The organism is Streptomyces sp. NPDC057137, assembly GCF_042670825.1.
Taxonomy (GTDB): Bacteria; Actinomycetota; Actinomycetes; order Streptomycetales; family Streptomycetaceae; genus Streptomyces.
This window is the reverse complement of sequence record NZ_JBHUUW010000052.1, coordinates 42,985-58,805: the sequence shown is the minus strand read 5'-3', so window position 1 is coordinate 58,805 and position 15,821 is coordinate 42,985. Positions and strand designations below refer to the sequence as shown.

The following is a 15,821-nucleotide window of genomic DNA, read 5'->3' as shown; positions in this document are numbered from 1 at the left end:
CCGCGCCGGGATGCTCACCGACCAATAGGCGGGTGCTACGCGACGGCCTTGGGGGGCCGACGGCGGCACCACGAGAAAGCGGCAGCGCCGTGACCACCTCAGGGGAGGTCCAGGTCACGGCGCTGCCACCTCAGCCGTCAGACCTCACGAAGCACATGCGACGCACGCTTCCCCGTTCCCGTACGCCACGACGCATCGGCGCACTCGTCCAACTGCCATGCCTTGCCTGCCCGTTGTCGCGCTACGGCTTTGACGGCAGGGCGAGGACTCGTACGAGGGCGGCGGTGACGGGGGTCGAGTGGTCGGGCAGGTACTGGGACACCCATTCCGCCGCCAGCGCAAGGAAGTCGGTCAGGTCGTGTTCGGCGCCGTCGAGCAGACGGCGGAGTTCGGTGACGGACAGTTCGATCACCGGGCTGTCACTCTGCTCGGAGTCGACGGTCAGCCGGACGGTGTCGCCGAGGCGCTCGGCGACCGGGTCGGGATCGTGGCCGAAGCAGGCCCGGCCGCTGCCGTCGACGACCTCGCGCCAGTCGCGCCAGTCCTCCAGCCCGTAGCAGCAGCCGGGCAGGAACGTGGTACCGGTCGAGCTGTCCGTGACTCGCATGCCACCGGCCGCGAAGAGGCGGTCGAAGGTCAGCAGTCCATGCAGGAACGACCCGAGCGGATCGGCGGGCCGTGGCGGGCGGTCGTCGTGTTCGGGGTCGATGTCGTTGCAGCCGGCGATGCCCATCACCGCTGTCCCGACCTCGGCGGGGGCAAGGTCACCGCTGAGCGGTAGGTGGTTGAACTGCTCGATCTCGGCGACGGGCCAGAGGGCACAGCCATCGAAGCCGTAGATCTCCAGGACGGGCTGCATCACGATCACCTGGGAAGTGTTCCGCGTCCCTGCCCGCACCGCCTCCCCATTACGGAGCGAGCACATCCTCCAGCGTTCACCGACGCCCGCGCCCGCTGATTGCGACCGGGCCCTGAACGCGCCGACCGGCCGGCCGGTCGGCGCGCGACGGTAGTGTTGAAGAGGCCTGGTCTCCGCACTTGCCAGGGCCCGCCCGCTTGCTTCGTGCGCAGTCCAGCAGGAGGGAAGGTGTCCGTCGGTGATCAGCCCGGTGATGGCCGAGATCCTGCGGGTTTTCCACGCGGAGACCACCCCCCGGCTGTCCGAGGGCTGTGTCCCGGCCCTGGGCATGGACCAGCTGACGGTCTCGCTGGCCCTGGAGGGCCGGCTCACCGAACAACTGTGGTCCACCGACGAGACCAGCACATCCTTCGAAGACCTCCAGTTCACCGTGGGCGAGGGGCCGGGACCGGACGCCATGCGGACCGGGCGGCTGATCCTGGAGCACGACGTGTCCGCGGTGCCGCCGCAACGGTGGCCCGCCCTCCTGCCCGCCATGGCCCGCCTGCCGATCCAGGCCCTGTTCTGCCTGCCGCTCGCCCTCGGCGGCATCACCGTCGGCGTCCTCACCGCCCTGCGCTCCACGCCCGGTCCCATGACGGGGCAGCAGATGGACGACGCCCTGGCCCTCGCGGCGGCCCTGACCCTGCGGTTCCTCGGCGGCGACGGCGAACAACTCGTCGCCTCGGTGCGGCCGGGCACCGAATCACACCGCGCCGTCGTCCACCAGGCGACCGGCATGCTCAGCGTCCAGCTTGGCCTGCCACTCGCCAAGGCCCTGCTACGACTGCGCGCCCACGCCTACGGTCACGACCGGTCCATCATCGACGTGGCGCAGGACGTCGTGGCAAGGCGGCTTAAGCTCGACGACGACCGACCGGCACCCGAGGAGACGAGGGGATGACTTCCATGTCCCGCGAGCAGCAGGTATCAGAAGTCTTCGTGCAGGTGGCGGACTCCCTGATCGACGACTTCGACCTGATCGAATTCCTGGAGCAGCTGTGTGCGCACTGCGTGACGCTCCTCGACGTCTCCGCCGTCGGCATCCTCCTGGCCGGCGAGGAAGAGACGCTCCACACCGTCGCGGCCTCGGACGAGACGACCCAGATCCTGGAACTCTTCGCCGTCCAGCACGACCAAGGTCCCTGCCTGGACTGCTACCGCGACGGCACCGCACGTACCAACATCGACCTGGACGATCCCACCGCCGGCACCTGGCCCGCCTTCGCCGAGCGAGCACGCGGCAGCGGCTTCCACACCAGCCACGTCTTCCCGCTACGGCTGCGCAACCGCGCCGTCGGCGCGATGAACCTCTTCCACACCGGCCGCCAGCCACTCACCGCCCAGGACGCCTCACTCGCCCAGGCCCTGGCCGACGTCGCCACCATCGCCCTCCTGCAGCAGCGTGATCTCGACCATGACCAGCGGGAGAAGGCCCAGCTCCAGCACGCACTCACCAGCCGCATCACCGTCGAACAGGCCAAAGGCATCCTCGCCGAGCGCTGGAACACCAACCCCGATCTCGCCTTCGCCACCCTGCGCGCCCACGCCCGCGCGCACCATCTCCGTATCTCCGACCTCGCACGCCAGATCATCGACCAGACCCTCGACATCACACAGATCCCCCGGCCGTAGAGCCGGGCTCACCATCGGCGATCTGCTGTACGAATACTTACCCTCGGTACAACTGCCGAACATCTTGACGTTAATGGTCCAGACCAATACGTTCCTGTGCGCACCGCCGAACACCGCTCCCTTCCGGCACACGCACAGGAAACGAGCCTCATGCCTCGAAAGAACCTTTCCCGGCTGACCATCGCCGCCCTCTCCCTCGGCCTTGTGGCCACCCTCGCCCCCTCCGCGGGCGCCGACCCCGCCTCGCACGGCGACAAGCGTGGCTCGCACCCCTCGCACCCCGCGCAGCCCTCGTACAAGCGGGTCGGCTACTTCGCCCAATGGGGTGTCTACGGGCGGAACTACCAGGTCAAGGACATGGACACGAGTGGAGCGGCGGCCAGGCTGACCCACATCAACTACGCCTTCGGGAACGTGAGCGCCGAAGGGAAGTGCTTCACCGGCAACACCCCGGGAGAGGCCGACGCCTGGGCCGACTACGTACGCCCGCTGGATGCGGCCGGCTCCGTCGACGGCGTGGCCGACACCGACGGCCAGCGCCTCGCCGGCAACTTCAATCAGCTGCGTGAGCTGAAGGCGAAGAATCCCGGCCTCAAGGTCCTGATCTCGTTGGGTGGTTGGAGCTGGTCGAAGCACTTCTCGGACGCGGCCCGTACCCCCGCCTCCCGCAGCGCGCTGGTCTCCTCCTGCATCGACCTCTACATCAAGGGCAATCTGCCCGCCGACGGCGGTCGCGGCGGCCCGGGAGCCGCCGCGGGCCTCTTCGACGGAATCGACCTCGACTGGGAGTGGCCCGGTTCGGCGGGCGACGTCGGCACCGTGTTCCGCCCCGAGGACAAGCAGAACTTCACCGCGCTCGTACGGGAGTTCCGCAGACAGCTCGACGCGTACGCCAAATCCCGGAAGGACCAGCAGAAGCGCAAGCACTACGAGCTGACCGCTTTCGTCCCCACGGCCCCGGCGAAGATCGACGCGGGTTTCGAAGTCTCCAAGATCATGCGGGACTTCGACTTCGTGAACCTCCAGGGATACGACTTCCACGGCACCTGGGAGCCCACGACCGCCCAGCAGTCCGCGCTCTTCGCCAAGACCGACGACTTCAGCGTCAGCCAGACGGTCAACGACTGGCTGCGGCGCGGCGCGCCGGCGCGCAAGCTCGTGGTCGGCATGCCCTTCTACGGCCAGGGCTGGACCGGCGTCTCCGGCGGCGGCACCGGCATGGGCCAGCCCGCGACCGGCCCCGCCCCGGGCACCTGGGCGAACGGCAACGAGGACTACAAGGCGCTGAAGAAGCTCGCGGACTCGGGGGCGTACACCGTGCACCGCGACGTCAGGAACGGCCACGCCTGGCTCTTCGACGGCACGACACTGTGGACGTACGACGATCCGCAGGTGCTGCGCACCAAGTCGGCGTACGTCCGCGCCAAGGGACTCGGCGGCGCGATGTTCTGGTCACTGGACGGGGACACCCCGGACGGCGAGCTGATCAAGGCCGTCGACCGCGGCCTCGGCCGCCGCCAGTGACCTGAGGCAAGGAGTCCCCGGCAGTTCAGAGGCTTTCTCCGAGTGGCTCTCTCCGTGACTTGCCCCATGCCGTGACGTGACGATCTCGGCGTGGGGCGAGGCGATCGCCGGCAGCGCGACGGGACGTGGACGTCGGTCGTGGAACGCGCGCTCCACTCGTACGGCGCTGAGCTGCCGCGGACACCCACACGGCCACGTGTCCGTTCACGCCTCACGTCGTTTGCGCAGGTATGACATCAATGCGCAGAATCACGACCGTTCTTGCTGCGGCTGCCGCCCTCTCACCCTTTGCCGTCTCGACGGCGAACGCCGCTGGGTCCACCGAGCTGATTACGCCGGTGAACCCCTTCAGCGAACTCGACGCCATCGCCGCGACCGGTATTCCGGCGGAGCACCAGGCGGAACTGCCCAAGGTGAAGAACCAGTTGGCCGGCTTGAGTCACCTGAACGATCTGAGCCAGTTGCACCAGCTCACCGACCTGGCGGCGCCGGTAACCGGCCTGCTTCCCGCAGTGGAGTGAGGTCCCGCCGGTCCGGAGGTGATTGCCTGGGGCGGTCTCGGCTCCCCGCACCACCTCCGGACCGGCTCTCTGCCAGTCGTTGCGGACCAGCTGCGGGATCTTGAGACCACGAGCAGCCCATGGCAGGCTCATGCCGCATGATCGATGAATTCGCGAAGGACAACCTGCACGGGAGACTGCGGCGGGACCGCCAGGCGCTGCTCTGGAAACTCGACGGCTTGTCCGAATACGACGCCCGCCGGCCTTTGACAGCGACCGGGACCAACCTCCTCGGCCTGGTCAAACACGTGGCCACCGTCGAGGCCAGATACTTCGGCGAGGTCTTCGACCGCACTTCCCCGGAACCGCTGCCCCGGTGGCAGGACTCCGACGGCAGCGATCTGTGGGCGACCGAGGACGAGACCCGCGATCAGATCATCGGGTTCTACCGGCGCACGTGGGAACACTCGGACGCGACGATCAACGAGCTTCCCCTCGACGCCCCCGGCCACGTGCCGTGGTGGCCGGAGCCTCATCCCAACACGAACCTGTTCGCCATCACGGTCCATGTCCTCGGCGAGACCAACCGGCATGCCGGGCACGCCGACATCCTGCGCGAGAGCCTCGACGGCCGGACCGGGATGCGCCCCGAACACGAGAAGCGGATCGACGAGGAAGCCCGCGCAGCCCACTGCGCGAAGATCGAGCAGGCCGCCAGGCCGGCCACACCGATCAAGGCCTAGAGGTTGTCTCACGTGACGTGATGTTCGTGCGGCATGCTGCCGGTCGTGGGTGCCTGGTGGCATCTGCCGCCGACGTTCGGCACGTCGCCCGCCACCGCGCATCGCCGCTTCACGGCATGGGAAGGGCAGCAAGCTGTACGTGCTGTCCGATACCCAGGGCATCCCGCTCGCCGTCGCCGTGTCCGGCGCGAAGATGCACGACAGCCTCGCCCTCGAACCGCTCATCCGCGGCATACCCGCCGTCCGGTCCCGCCGGGGACCACGGCGGCGCCGACCCGTCAAACTCCGCGCGGACAAGGCGTACTTCTCCGCCGAACACCTGGCCTGGCTGCGCGAGCGCGGGCCGAAACCTGCCACGTGAGACAACCTCCGAGAGCTGTCCCGTAGCTGCTGGTCCACGCAGGCCCTGTGCTCCGGTGGACGACCGTAGGCGTTGTCAGTGGGCACGGGCACACTGACGTCGTGAGTGTTTCTTCGTCTCCCGCGGTCGATGCGTCCAATGCCTCTCCTGTTTGGGTGGAGTCGATGGGCGGGCCTTTGATCGTCATCCCCGTCTCAGCATTGGCCGCATGGTGTGGGTGTACGGAGGCCGGAGTCATGGCGGGAGATGCCACTACGCCAGACGACTACGACCGCGCCTGCGCGGTGGACGATCTGGCTGGTGTGATCTCCGTTGGCAAGGAGGGTGCACAGGCGCTTGTGCTGGCCGACGAACCGGCTACCACCTGCTATCTGCCCGAGCACCGAGCCTTCCTGCGGTGGCTTGCCTCCGACTCCGAGGCCGAGCTGAAGGCCGCCGCCAGAGCTGTCTTCGCAGATCCGGTAACTCAATGGGAGGAGTGCGGCACGTGGGTGTCGGACGGTCCGGCCATGCTCATGGACTCCGCCGAAGCAGGCGGCGAGCTGGACGTCGGGTATCCCGGCGGCGGGATACCCGCCCAGGCATCGGTCCCGCTACCCGCCGGCCGCTGGAGGGTCCGTGCCACCCACGCGAAGGCGGACGAGGGGAACCGGGTCGGCCTGGTCCAGCTCCTGCCCGTCGAATCCTGAACGGGCAGCATCGCGTGGTGAACGCCTTCGCCCTTCAGCCGGCAGTCACGGCCGTGACCCGGCCGGGTCCAGGACTCGTCCGGGCGATCCCTGAGCAACGGTGCCCGACGTCCGTGAATCTCGTTGCCGAAGGCCCCGCAGGGTGAGGTAGAAGGGCGGTATGGATGCCGCCGTACTTGAACAGATGCTGGACGAGACCTTCGATCACGCCGTCGTGCACCACGGATACACCAACTACATGCGCGACTACGAGGTCATCGTCCACGCGACGGCGGATCCCCGCACCGGCATCGCGCCGTCCCACCTGCGCTACCTCTTCCGGTACTGCGTCGAGGCCCGCTGTGAGACGTCAGTGCCGGCGGAAACCTGGCGGGTCTCTTTGGACGACCGGCTCATCGACTGAACTATCGAGGTGTGGGGTGCTCATGCCATCAACTCAGGTGGATCGGGGCCCAGCTTGGGGCGGACCCGCCGAAAGCTGGGCGAGGTGTCCGTGTACGGATTGCCCGGGGCCGGCGTCACGGCGTCACACGGAAGAACGCGGTGGTGAGTCCTCGGAAGCCACGATGAGAAGGATGGCCACCGGTGTGGCCGAGCGCCCACTCCTCGGGGCTCGCCCGCTCCTCCGCCGCCCCCGAGGACTCACCGCACGTCGTGCACTCGATCTCATGCACCGGACCGGAAGCACCGGGCTCGGTATCGACACCGAGAGTCCAGTCGGCGCGCTTTATGACCTTCCTCAACGGGGCTCCAGCGCGATCTCGTCCGGTCGGAAAGTGGCGGTGTACGGGGATCTCAAGCCTGAGCACGTCCCCATCGACGGTCCGCGTCTGCACGTCATCGACCCGGCCGTGCAGTGGGCCGGCGGCCCGCACCCGGACATCGCGAAGCTCATCGGCCGCTCGTTGCTTCTCGCGACCGGCCACCCCGACCGCGAGGCCGGACAGCAGATCGTGCGGGGGATCGCCTCCACGCTCACCCGCCAGGTGTCGGCGGTACCCGCGCATGAACGCGCGGGCTGGCTGCGCGAGGTCCTGGTCCTGTGGCTCATGGACACCGTAAACATTCTGAGCACGGGCCTCAGCGCACCGCGCGGGCTTCCCCTGGCGCCCCGTCAACGGGCGCTCGTCGCGCAGGCCCATGCGGTCGCGGGGATCGTGCACCGGGTGAGCGGTCTCCTCACCGGGACGATGGCCGGGCCGCGGCTCCTGGAGCTCGTTTTCTCCGAGGTCGAGCACACCACGGGCAGAAAGTGGTGACCGACGCCGTCAGCCTGCACTTGGCCGACCAGGACCGTCAGGCCCTGATCGTGGTGCTGTCACATCGGACGGGCCTCGCGGTGACCGATGAACGGGTCCTGCCCGCGGTCGCCGCGCTCGGCGCATCGAGCTGCGGTGCCGACACCGCGCAAGACGGCCGCCGACTCTGGGCAGTACTCGACCTGTAGGCGCGCAACACCCCGTCTGCTGCTCGATCACCTCGGCGAACCGGGCGAGACAGGGGTTGGTGGGCGATGCGGACGACGCGCGCCGAAGGGCGGCGGCCCAGGTGGCAGTTGCGGCACGGCACCGCTCCGAACGGACCGCGCCGAACGGGGCCGGCCGATCCTACGAGCCGGCCTCCAGGACGCATTCGGCTTGACTTCGAGCACATCGGCGCGACGAGGGCAACCAGTGGACGAACCATCCCCGCACGCGCCGGGTATGGTCCCCGGGCGGCCAGCATCACCGTGCAGGACGCGACGTGCTCCCCGTACGCGCGGGGATGATCCCGGTCCTTGCCGGCCAGGCGGTCGAGAACCTGTACGGCAACCTCTGGGACCTGCTCCAGCCGGCGCGGGCGCAAAAGGACGCCCGCGGATCAGGCTTGATCCGCGGGCACCTCTCACGTACTGCCCGGCCCTTGCGGGCCGGCCAGGTCAGTCACCCACGAAGTACAGGTACCCGGACTTTCGGATGGCGAGTTTCGCGCAGTCCAATGCCTTCTGAATCGACGACGTCATCTCGCTCGCCGGAAGAGATTCGAGCTCATCGACGAAGCGGTGCAGCTGGACCGTGTTGAACATGGTGTCAGCGAATTGCATGACTCCCCGCCGCAAACTGTCGTCCGGCGCCCTCTGGCACATCTCCCGGAAGGAGTCTTCCGGGTCATCTGCGAAGGAGTCGATCTCGTGATGCCGGGGGTTTCTGACATGGATCGACAGGCTCATTACTTCCCTCCCTGACGGGCTATCGGACGGGGAACATGTTGACAACGCTTTCGTACTTGCTGATGACGAGGATGACGCGCTTCGTCGGAGTTGCCCCCGAGTCCGCGGATGTGAACCCTACGACCTCCGAGTAGTCGAACTCCTTCTCGTAGTAGAAGTCCTTGTTCTCCCTGAAGGGTGCCGCGTCCTCCATACCCGCCTCGAAGATCTTCTGGAGATGTTCGTTGGTCACCTCGTCCTTGAAGAGTCCCTTGCTGCCATTTGCTGCCGGCCCGCCGGGGAAGTGTGTGTCCCTGATCCCCTTGATCGCCCATTCGTCAAGCACGGGGACTCCGACACCCGGGGGAAGCTTCCAGTTGCAAGGATTCTTCTCCGTCGACGCGGCCTGCACGGTACGTCACCCTCTTCAAGGTGATCTACGGGTGGGGACTTCGCCGGACCGAGACCTCCAAGCTCGATGTCGTCGACTTCGGACGCAACCCGCAAGCCCGTCAGTTCGGCCGGTACGGCACGCTCTACGTCCGTTATGGCAAGGCCAAGAAGGGGCAGCCACCGCGGCGGCGGAACGTCTTGTCGGCGATGGACTGGGCCGTCGAGGCGGTCGCCGACTACGTCGAGAACGTCCGGCCGCACTTCGGATTCCCCACCACCCTGCTCTGTGGATCACCGAACGTGGTGGCCGTCTGCGGCCCGGCTCGATCAACGACCGACGCCCTCAAGCTGCCGAAGGCGCTGGTCCCGCACTCCTTGAGGCATTCGTACGTCACGCACCTGACGGAGGACGGGGTGGACCGCCGCTTCATCCAGCAGCAGGTCGGCCACGAGTGCGACAGCTCCCTGGCCATCTACACGCACGTCAGCGACGACTTCATGAACACTTCCCTGCACAAGGCACTGGCCCCGGCATTCGCCGGGGTCCGATGAGGAGGGATCCGGCGATGGCCGCCAAGCTCGACTACCACTGGCACCTGCGCAAAGTCATGGCCAACCGCAGGATGTTCTCCACCACCGACCTCATCCCTCCGCTCGCCGAGCGCGGGATCACGCTGTCCTCGAGCCAGGTCTACCGGCTCGTCGTCGAGCGACCTGAGCGACTGAGCCTGAAGATCCTCATGGCCCTGCTCGACATCCTGGACTGCACCATGGACGACCTCATCGAGCCCATCGCGACGGTCGGCGCCGCGAAGAAGCCGAAGAGGGCCGCCGCCGGCGGCGGCTCGGCACTCGACACAGAAGGACTGGGCGGGCTGAGGCCAAAGCCGGCCCGGATCAGGGGTGTTGACGGGCCATGACCACCACCGAATCTCTCGACCGCGCCATCACGGACCCGATCGGCCTGATCACGGACCTGGTCGCGGATGCCGACAGCGAGCTCGGCTCCGAGACCATCCGGATCGTGGTCACCGCGGTCACGGGCGGCCGCGCAAAGTCACGGAACATGGCCAAGGCCCTGGCGACGCGACCCGCCATGCTGACCGATGGACGGTCTCCGGCGCCACGGGCCGTCGGTGACCTCCTCATATCGCTCCGCAAGGCTGGTGCCTCGGCGATCTCGGCGCCGGTCTGCGCCGAGTGCGGAAAGAGCCTGCGAAGTCTCCAGCGGCAGGGCCAGGACTGGTACTGCTCGGTCTGCATCAAGGAAACCACCGAGTGCGCCGCCTGCGGCAACACCCGGCGCCTCACCTTCCGGGACCGCAAGGGCCTGCCGCGTTGTTCGATGTGTCCCGACCGCGATGACCGTGACCCGGCCGCAGTCGTCCACGAGGTGATAACCGCGATCGCTCCGGGCGCCGACCGCGACGTGGTCGCGGAAGCTCTCCGCCAGTCGGCACCCCACCGTCCTCACGATCGGCAGCGAGTCGTCTGGGCCCCGGAGGAGAACCCCCGCCTGCTGACCGGCGAGACCCACCGCGCCCCGCATCGCGCCATCTTGAGGTTCATCGACCTTCTGCACGAGGCTGGTGTTGCCGGGATCGTCCGACCGTCCTGCCCTCGCTGCCACCGGGTGGTTCGCATCGACAAGCCGCTCGACGGTCAGCGGGTCTGCCGCAACTGCATCGCCAATTCCCGCGTCGCAGAATGCGTACGCTGCGGAGCCCGCCGCGAGCCGGCCACCCGTGACGACCAGGGGCGCCCGCTGTGTCCGAACTGCTTGGTCAACGATCCTGCGAACGTCGAGGTCTGCATCAACTGCGGGAAGCGGAAGCGAGTACAGAACCGCACCTCCAACGGTCCTCTCTGCTCGAACTGTTGCCCCCTGCCCGTCCTCGTCTGCTCGATCTGCGGCCGCACCGCACTCGGCACCCACTCCCGTCTGACCGGCCTGCCCCGCTGCGGCGGCTGCGACCGGCGCCAGGCTCATTGCACCGCATGCGGACGGCTTCGAGGCATCCACTCCGGGACCGCCGGCGCACCGGTCTGCGGCCCCTGCACCGCACCAGACGCCGAGCTCTGGCGCCCATGTCCCACCTGCGGGGAAGCGGAACGACTGCGAGCCGCCGGCCCGTGCCCTCGCTGCACTCTCAAACAACGGCTCCACGAGCTTCTCGCCGACGACTCGGGCTCCATACCCCCGAAGCTGCAGCCCCTCAACGACGCCCTGGCCGAGACGGAACGGGCCGGCACGGCGATGCGCTGGCTCTCCGGCGGCATCGTCTCCACCGTTCTGTCCGATCTCGGATCCGGCCGTCGACCCCTGACACACGAGGCCCCGGACGGACTCCCGGCGGGCAAGGTCGTCGAGCACATCCGAAGCGTGCTCGTTGCTACCGGCACGCTGCCCCAGCGCGACGAGCAGATGGTCCGCCTGGAACGGCACGTGAACGATCTCGTCACCTCCCACTCCACCGCTGAGGGACGGAAGATCCTGCACCGGTACGCGACCTGGCACCTCCTGCGACGGCTTCGCCGACGCAGCCGCGGCAACGACATCACGCACACCCAGCTCACCGTCGTCCGCCAGCATCTGCGGGCAGCCGTCCACCTCCTCAACTGGCTCAACGACCAGCGTCTGACGCTCACGACCTGCCGCCAGGCCGACCTCGAACGCTGGATGACCAGCGACGACGTCCGTCACCGCCGGGAGGCAGGCCACTTCGTGCGCTGGGCTCTCGCCCAGAAGATCGCACGCGATCTCAGCTTCCCGGCCGTCAGATGGAACGCCCCCGCCCGGGCGATGGACGACGAGGCCCGCTGGACCACCGCCCGCCGTCTGCTGCACGACGACACTCTCAAGTCCGAAGACCGCCTCGCCGGACTGCTGTTGCTCCTTTATGCCCAGTGGCCCGCTGCGATCTCCCGGCTCACCGTCGACCACATCGAGGAGACCGACGGAGCAGTACGCCTCCGCCTCGGTGCCGTCCCGGTCGAGCTGCCCGCACTCGTCGCTGAACTGGCCCTCCAACAAGTCGCGGTTCGCCGCAGTCATGCCGTTCTCGCCCGGACGGATTCCCCTTGGCTCTTCCCTGGCGGTCAGCCCGGCCGCCCGATCAGTGTCTGGGCCATGGGCGAACGTCTCCGCAAGCTCGGCATCCGGCTCGCCGAGACCAGCTCAACTGCTCTGTTCCAGCTCGCCACGGAGCTGCCTGCCGCGGTCCTTGCCCGCACTCTCGGCATCGACATCACCGTCGCCGTCAAGTGGCAGCGAGCCGCCGCCGGGGACTGGGCCGCTTACGCCGCCGACGTCAGCAACCGAATTCGAAAGGCTCCGGCCCCGTGACCTTCCAGAACCACCTCCGAACCCTTGCCGAGCGAGCAATCAGCTCGATCCCAGCGGCCGAGGCAGAGGACGTCTACGTCATCTCGTTCTTCATCGACAATGAGAGGGACGACCCTCGACAGCCCACCTTGACCATCGGATACAACACCGCAGCTCAGTTCCGACGCAGCATCGCGGACGCCTCCGACGAGGCGGAAGCCCGCTGGAACTATGCCTTCTGGCTCCAGAACGAGCTCACGGTCATCGGCGACGTCGCCCAAGACCCCGGCGGAGCCACAGCACGCCGTCAGTGGATCACTGAACTCAGACTTTGGTACGACGACGAGCCCACGCGCCCTGAGGACTGGATGACAACCGTGGGGCCGACCGCCTCGTTGATCGAGGCCAACTTCAACCAGGCATGCGTCCAGCTCGCTCGCGACCTCCACAACGAAGGCGTCATCAAGAGCGCCATCGGCAAGCCGGTGCCCGTGGTCCTCCACGAGCTGGAGTACTACGAGGGGATCGCTCGCCGGACTGAAGCCGCCAACCCGCCAGGACTCGCCGATGACTTCACGGCGTGGGTCCGCACCGGCTGAGGCATTCGGGCAGTTCCAATACCCGACTCCACCATTACACCCGGATGTACACAAGATCACGGCGGCCGGGGCGGCGCTCTCGGCCCACTTCAGCGTGCTGCGCGCGCCGCGCTCACTGCCGAGCCCAATCGTCATGACCCGCTGACCCAGTCAAGGACGCCGACCCTCAACTGGTCCCCAGAAATGATCAGGGCCGGTTTCGGAGTTCTCCGAAACCGGCCCTGATCTGCGACTGTCTCCAGTCGGGACGACAGGATTTGAACCTGCGACCCCTTGACCCCCAGGAGTAAGGCTGATCCCTTTTGTCTGAACATACGGCTAGAAATCAGGGAGATCAGCGTGCTCTGCAGTGCATGCCGTTCAGCTGTGCCGACACCGCGTGGTCCCCAACTGGTCCCCAGGGCGAAGCCGGGACCATACCGCCGAGGGCCAAGGACTCTGCATGGCGAGGCGCTCAACACGGCATGGCTGGACGAGTACGCAGCCTGGTCGCGGCACATAGCGCAAGAGGTCTACGACATAGTCTGGCTCTGCCTGCGTGAGGCGGAGCTGCCGCAGGTCGTGATCTCAACGACGGCAACGCCGCTGCCACACATGAATCACCCAGTCGAGCATGCCGCACGCAGGAGAAGCTGCATCGGACAGAAGGGTGGGGTGCCGCCGCGGGTGTGCAGGAAGGATCAGGCTGCACGGCTCGCGGAGTTCGCCAAGATGCCCGAGGAGCAGCGGCGCGTACGCCTCGCCGACTTCGCCGCGTCGGTCAACCGACGCCTGGCGGCCGACGATGGCGCCGAGCCCGACGACACCAAGGAGGAGACGCCACCATCGGCGCCAGACCTCCCCGTCAATGCGTCCCAGAGCGAGCCAGACACCCTGCCGGCGTCGGCAGGCCCCCGCGAGGGCCTGCTTGCCGCAGCAGACGTCCTGATCTGGAACGGCCTCACCGCGGCGAGGGGGAGAAGCTAACAGGGCACAGCGCGCCTCGCGGCCTGGAAGGAGAGGGGCATGTGACTACCGTACGGTGCGCGGCTGACACTCCCCCCGAGGGCGGCCTAGGCCCGGCTCGCGATGAGAGTCAGCAGGCGCTCGATGTCACTGAGGTCGTCAAGGACGTGATGAGCGCCTGCCCCGAGCAGCTCGGTAGCGGAGCTGCGGCCGGTAGCAACGGCGATGACGTGGACGCCGTTCTCGCGCCCGCCTTCGACATCGGCCGGGGTGTCGCCGATCAGTACCGCGTCCCCCGCTGCGGTGGACGAACGGGTGAGGGCGAAATCCACGAGGGCGGGCCGGAGGTCAGCGTCTTCTCCGTACGCCCCAGCGTCCCACTCGATATGGGTGTCCAGGCCAAAGACGCCCAACTTGATCTCCGCGACAGGGCGGACGTTGCCCGTGACCACGGTTTGCCGGACGCCCGCGACGGCCAGCGCGTCTAGGGCGTGTTTTAGAACTGGGGTCCGTGTCTCGCCTCGTGCGTGCCGTGATGATCTCGGTGTGGGGAGAGGGGATCTTTCAGATGAGCAGTGGGCGGTGCTGGGGCCGTTGTTGCCGCTTGCGGTGTTGGGCAGGCCGTCCGTCGGCCGACGGCGGTTGATCGACGGGATCCGCTGGCGGGTGCGGACCGGGGCCCCGTGGCGTGATCTGCCACCCGAGTACGGTCCGTGGCAGACGGTCTATGGGCTCTTCCGGCGCTGGCAGCGCGATGGGGTCTGGTCGGCGGTGCTGACCGGATTGCAGGCCCGGGCGGACGCAGCCGGGCTGATCACCTGGGAGGTGAACGTGGACTCCACGATCTGCCGGGCCCATCAGCACGCGGCCGGTGCCCGGCGTGACGGCCAGACCCAGAAGGAACCGCCGGGCGGCCACCAGGCCGAACCCGACGATCACGGCCTGGGCCGTTCCCGCGGCGGCTGGACCACGAAGATTCACCTGGCCTGCGAACAAGGTCAGAAGCCGTTGTCGCTGCTGGTCACAGCCGGACAGTGGGGAGACAGCCCGCAGTTCACAGCCGTGTAGGAAGCCATCCGGGTTCCCCGTCTCGGGCCGGGCCGGCCACGGGTTCGTCCGTTGCGGGTCCGTGGCGACAAGGCGTATTCATCGCGCGCGAACCGCGCCTACCTGCGTCGGCGCGGGATCCGCTGCACGATCCCGGAACCTGCCGATCAGGCCGGCCACCGAAAGCGCCGGGCGGTCGGCGGGCGGTCGGCGGCCTTCGACCGTGAGGACTACAAGGCCCGGCACGCGGTCGAGTGCGGCATCAACCGGCTGAAGCGGAACCGGGCGGTGGCCACCAGGTTCGACAAGCTCGCGGTCCGCTTCGAGGCGACTGTTCTCATCGCCGCGATCAACGAATGGCTGTGACCTGCCAGGGGTGTCGGTCCGGCATGTCATTCTGGCCGCGATCAGGTCAGCGGGTTGAGGGGAGATGGGGCCGATGGGGGCTGAGTACTACCGGGCCGAGAGTGAGAGCGGCGACCATATCGAGGACCCGTCCGAGGACGCGCTGTTCATGCTGATCGACGACCTCAACGACACAGACAACACCTTCGTCGTCGTCCAGCCCGACGAAGACGACCCGGCCTGGTTCACGTCCGTCGCTGTCCTGGACGAAGGCGGCTACGAGGTCGTCCGCCGAGACACCACCCGCCGCGAACACGACGTCGCCACCGAGACCAGCATCGACCAGATCGCCCGCGACCTCACCATCTGGATGGCCACCCGCGACCTCCCCGGACGGCCCACCCAGCACACCAGCAACTTCTAAAACACGGCCTAGCTGAGTCTTGCTCGACCCCGGGTTGCAGCCGACTCGTCGTCTGGGCCGTGTCCAGGAATGGTCCACAACCCTCGGAGGGCTCGTCGTGGCTTTGGGCCTGTGATCGGGGATTGCTGAGTGCGCGCCAAGTCTTGCTCTTGACAATAGACTTGGCATGCCGCAGAGGTGAGCGCACGTATGGAGCCAGTGATGT

General features: G+C 67.8%; 19 protein-coding genes and 2 pseudogenes. 17 read left to right on the top strand and 4 right to left on the bottom strand.

The annotated features are described in order from the left end of the window. Positions 1-241: 241 nt before the first annotated feature. Complete coding sequence (locus ACFT9I_RS30485; RefSeq protein WP_382569533.1) at positions 242-859, bottom strand: hypothetical protein; 618 nt, start codon at positions 857-859, stop codon at positions 242-244. Positions 860-1,097: 238 nt separating this feature from the next. Here ACFT9I_RS30485 and ACFT9I_RS30480 point away from each other — a divergent pair, with 238 nt between their 5' ends. The 10 genes and pseudogenes from ACFT9I_RS30480 (at position 1,098) to ACFT9I_RS30435 (ending at position 7,797) form a co-directional block, all read left to right on the top strand. Then, on the top strand, positions 1,098-1,802 hold the full coding sequence (locus ACFT9I_RS30480; RefSeq protein WP_382569522.1) for a GAF and ANTAR domain-containing protein: 705 nt from the start codon (positions 1,098-1,100) through the stop codon (positions 1,800-1,802). Next, positions 1,799-2,533, top strand: a complete 735-nt coding sequence (locus ACFT9I_RS30475; protein WP_382569520.1) for an ANTAR domain-containing protein — start codon at positions 1,799-1,801, stop codon at positions 2,531-2,533. The genes ACFT9I_RS30480 and ACFT9I_RS30475 overlap by 4 nt, the downstream gene beginning before the upstream one ends. A 150-nt stretch (positions 2,534-2,683) precedes the next feature. Then, positions 2,684-4,057, top strand: a complete 1,374-nt coding sequence (locus tag ACFT9I_RS30470) for a glycoside hydrolase family 18 protein (RefSeq protein ID WP_382569518.1) — start codon at positions 2,684-2,686, stop codon at positions 4,055-4,057. Positions 4,058-4,296: 239 nt separating this feature from the next. Then, positions 4,297-4,578, top strand: a complete 282-nt coding sequence (locus tag ACFT9I_RS30465; protein WP_382569516.1) for a hypothetical protein — start codon at positions 4,297-4,299, stop codon at positions 4,576-4,578. 137 nt (positions 4,579-4,715) lie between these two features. Continuing rightward, positions 4,716-5,300, top strand: coding sequence for a DinB family protein (locus ACFT9I_RS30460; RefSeq protein ID WP_382569515.1), 585 nt, complete (start codon positions 4,716-4,718; stop codon positions 5,298-5,300). A gap of 49 nt (positions 5,301-5,349) precedes the next feature. After that, entirely contained in the window at positions 5,350-5,661 is a 312-nt protein-coding gene (locus ACFT9I_RS30455) for a transposase (protein WP_382569513.1), read from the top strand. Positions 5,662-5,762: 101 nt separating this feature from the next. After that, positions 5,763-6,350, top strand: a complete 588-nt coding sequence (locus ACFT9I_RS30450) for an immunity 21 family protein (protein ID WP_382569511.1) — start codon at positions 5,763-5,765, stop codon at positions 6,348-6,350. A gap of 160 nt (positions 6,351-6,510) precedes the next feature. Further along, positions 6,511-6,750: pseudogene (locus ACFT9I_RS30445) on the top strand (hypothetical protein); the annotation flags it as partial. Positions 6,751-7,018: 268 nt separating this feature from the next. After that, positions 7,019-7,609, top strand: a complete 591-nt coding sequence (locus ACFT9I_RS30440; protein ID WP_382569510.1) for a hypothetical protein — start codon at positions 7,019-7,021, stop codon at positions 7,607-7,609. Beyond that, positions 7,606-7,797, top strand: a complete 192-nt coding sequence (locus ACFT9I_RS30435; RefSeq protein WP_382569508.1) for a hypothetical protein — start codon at positions 7,606-7,608, stop codon at positions 7,795-7,797. The genes ACFT9I_RS30440 and ACFT9I_RS30435 overlap by 4 nt, the downstream gene beginning before the upstream one ends. Before the next feature lie 471 nt (positions 7,798-8,268). Here the strand turns inward: ACFT9I_RS30435 and ACFT9I_RS30430 are convergent, their stop codons facing one another. Then, entirely contained in the window at positions 8,269-8,559 is a 291-nt protein-coding gene (locus tag ACFT9I_RS30430) for a hypothetical protein (RefSeq protein WP_382569506.1), read from the bottom strand. Between the two features lie 19 nt (positions 8,560-8,578). Then, positions 8,579-8,950 carry a hypothetical protein gene (locus ACFT9I_RS30425; RefSeq protein WP_382569504.1) on the bottom strand — a complete coding sequence of 124 codons (372 nt, stop codon included), beginning with the start codon at positions 8,948-8,950 and terminating at the stop codon, positions 8,579-8,581. A gap of 20 nt (positions 8,951-8,970) precedes the next feature. Between ACFT9I_RS30425 and ACFT9I_RS30420 the strand changes: the two genes are divergently transcribed. The 5 genes from ACFT9I_RS30420 (at position 8,971) to ACFT9I_RS30400 (ending at position 13,821) form a co-directional block, all read left to right on the top strand. Continuing rightward, entirely contained in the window at positions 8,971-9,483 is a 513-nt protein-coding gene (locus tag ACFT9I_RS30420) for a tyrosine-type recombinase/integrase (protein ID WP_382569502.1), read from the top strand. A gap of 14 nt (positions 9,484-9,497) precedes the next feature. Next, positions 9,498-9,851, top strand: coding sequence for a helix-turn-helix domain-containing protein (locus ACFT9I_RS30415; RefSeq protein ID WP_382569500.1), 354 nt, complete (start codon positions 9,498-9,500; stop codon positions 9,849-9,851). Beyond that, a complete protein-coding gene (locus ACFT9I_RS30410) occupies positions 9,848-12,277 on the top strand; it encodes a site-specific integrase (RefSeq protein WP_382569499.1) in 2,430 nt (809 codons plus the stop codon). Before ACFT9I_RS30415 ends, ACFT9I_RS30410 begins: the two co-directional genes overlap by 4 nt. Continuing rightward, the gene (locus tag ACFT9I_RS30405) at positions 12,274-12,855 is read left to right on the top strand and encodes a hypothetical protein (protein WP_382569498.1); all 582 of its coding nucleotides are present in this window, start codon (positions 12,274-12,276) and stop codon (positions 12,853-12,855) included. The genes ACFT9I_RS30410 and ACFT9I_RS30405 overlap by 4 nt, the downstream gene beginning before the upstream one ends. 594 nt (positions 12,856-13,449) lie before the next feature. Beyond that, positions 13,450-13,821: a hypothetical protein gene (locus tag ACFT9I_RS30400; RefSeq protein WP_382569497.1), complete on the top strand. Its 372-nt coding sequence runs from the start codon at positions 13,450-13,452 to the stop codon at positions 13,819-13,821. Positions 13,822-13,907: 86 nt separating this feature from the next. On the opposite strand, the gene ACFT9I_RS30395 is transcribed toward ACFT9I_RS30400, so the two are convergent. Continuing rightward, the gene (locus ACFT9I_RS30395; protein ID WP_382569531.1) at positions 13,908-14,420 is read right to left on the bottom strand and encodes an HAD family hydrolase; all 513 of its coding nucleotides are present in this window, start codon (positions 14,418-14,420) and stop codon (positions 13,908-13,910) included. Between ACFT9I_RS30395 and ACFT9I_RS30390 the strand changes: the two are divergent. Both ACFT9I_RS30390 and ACFT9I_RS30385 read left to right on the top strand, forming a co-directional pair. Then, positions 14,347-15,213: pseudogene (locus ACFT9I_RS30390) on the top strand (IS5 family transposase). The gene ACFT9I_RS30395 and the pseudogene ACFT9I_RS30390 sit on opposite strands and share 74 nt — an antisense overlap. A gap of 73 nt (positions 15,214-15,286) precedes the next feature. Continuing rightward, the gene (locus ACFT9I_RS30385; RefSeq protein WP_382569495.1) at positions 15,287-15,616 is read left to right on the top strand and encodes a hypothetical protein; all 330 of its coding nucleotides are present in this window, start codon (positions 15,287-15,289) and stop codon (positions 15,614-15,616) included. The last annotated feature ends 205 nt before the right edge of the window (positions 15,617-15,821 follow it).